The following is a 1543-nucleotide window of genomic DNA, read 5'->3' as shown; positions in this document are numbered from 1 at the left end:
GTCCGTTCGGTGGCCGACATCTACCTGCCATGGGCGGCATTCACGGCGCTGAGCGGTGTGCTGGCGTTCCAGATGGATGGCGTCTTCATCGGCGCGACCTGGTCCCGCGACATGCGCAACATGATGCTGCTGTCGTTCCTGGTTTTCGCGACCGCGCTGCTGACCCTTGCGCCCGCCTTCGGCAACAATGGACTTTGGGCGGCGCTGCACGTCTTCCTGCTGGTGCGAGGCTTCAGCCTGCTGACGATCCTGCGGCTCAGGGTGCGGACGGCGTTTTAGACGGTGCCCTCCGGGAGGCCCTGCGCCGTCCAGGCAGCGAACGGCACCTGTTCGCGATAGGAATTTTTTCTTGACTCGGTGATCTCAGCTATGGTACATTTTTGGCCATGGTGCTGATTTGCGCCAGTGACCCGCCGCACAGGCGGGTTTTTCGTTTGATGCTCCGTCAGCCAATGCGCCGGCGAGGCTCCGAAGCAACCCGTTAAACCGAGTTCGTTGCCCTGCTGTGCGGTCGGATGCACTTGCACTTCCAGTCGATTTCCAACAGACTTGATGCACCAATTGTTCCAGGGCGAGCTTATGCGAAGCTACCTGCCATATGTCTTGGGCGCGGCGCTGGGATTGCTCGCTGCGTTCATTCTCTCCGCGGTTTCTGGCATCGGCGGCACCGCGCAATTGCTTCTCTTCGGCGTGTTGCCTGCCATCGGCGGCGCCATTTGCGAGCGGGCCGTCAGTCGCAATCTACGCTCCTGAGAGCAGGCTCAGAGTTGCCTGGACGCCCAGAAGTCGAGGCGGCTGCCGCGCAACTCGCAAATCGACTTCAGCCGTTCCTTTTCGACGAAACGGACCATTCCGGAAAGGATACGGCCCGGCAGTGAAGGCCCGGCATAGATCATGCCGGTGTAGAGCTGGACCAGATCAGCACCCGCACGGATCTTGTCCAGCGCCGTATCGGCGGAATCGACGCCGCCGACGCCGATGATGGCGCGGTCCGGTCCGAGCAGTTTGCGCATCTTCGCCAGCACGATGGTCGAACGCTCGAACAGCGGCTTTCCGGAGAGCCCGCCGGTCTCGCGCGCGGTGTCGCCGCTGCGCAATGACGGTCGGGAGATGGTGGTGTTGGAGACGATGACGCCGTCCACCTGCTTTTCGGTGACCTCGGCGGCGATGTCCTCCAGCTCTGCCTCGACCAGGTCCGGCGCGATCTTCAGGAACACCGGCGGCTGCGCCGTTGCCGCGGCGCGCGCGGCCATGACACGCGACAAGAGTTCGCCAAGCTGCTCGCGCGCCTGCATGTTGCGCAGGCCCGGCGTGTTGGGCGAGGAGATGTTGACGGTGAGATAGCTGGCGTATTGCGCAAACCGGGCGACACCGCGCTCATAGTCGCCGATGCGGTCGCTGCTGTCCTTGTTGGCTCCGATGTTGACACCGACGATGCCGGAGCGCCCCTTGCGTGCGGCAAGGCGTTTTTCGGCCGCTGCATGGCCTTCATTGTTGAAGCCCAATCGGTTGATCACCGCATCGTCGGCAGTCAGCCGGAAGA

General features: G+C 63.1%; 2 protein-coding genes and 1 pseudogene. 2 read left to right on the top strand and 1 reads right to left on the bottom strand.

Features of this window, described 5'->3' with window-relative positions; genetic code table 11:
- A pseudogene (locus tag EN984_RS34110) lies at nt 1-279 on the top strand (MATE family efflux transporter); the annotation flags it as partial.
- Nucleotides 280-579: 300 nt separating this feature from the next.
- On the top strand, nt 580-753 hold the full coding sequence (locus EN984_RS37965) for a hypothetical protein (RefSeq protein WP_164748943.1): 174 nt from the start codon (nt 580-582) through the stop codon (nt 751-753).
- A gap of 8 nt (nt 754-761) precedes the next feature.
- Here the strand turns inward: EN984_RS37965 and pyrD are convergent.
- Nucleotides 762-1543, bottom strand: a 782-nt coding sequence (gene pyrD / locus EN984_RS34105) for a dihydroorotate dehydrogenase (quinone) (protein WP_127384333.1), incomplete at its 5' end; no start/stop codon positions are given.

Source organism: Mesorhizobium sp. M7A.F.Ca.CA.004.12.1.1, assembly GCF_003997835.1.
Taxonomy (GTDB): Bacteria; Pseudomonadota; Alphaproteobacteria; order Rhizobiales; family Rhizobiaceae; genus Mesorhizobium.
This window is presented reverse-complemented; position numbering and strand designations above follow the sequence as displayed.

Coding starts and splice junctions, on each gene's coding strand:
- EN984_RS37965 (WP_164748943.1), top strand. CDS start 580: ATGCGAAGCTACCTGCCATATGTCTTGGGCGCGGCGCTGGGATTGCTC.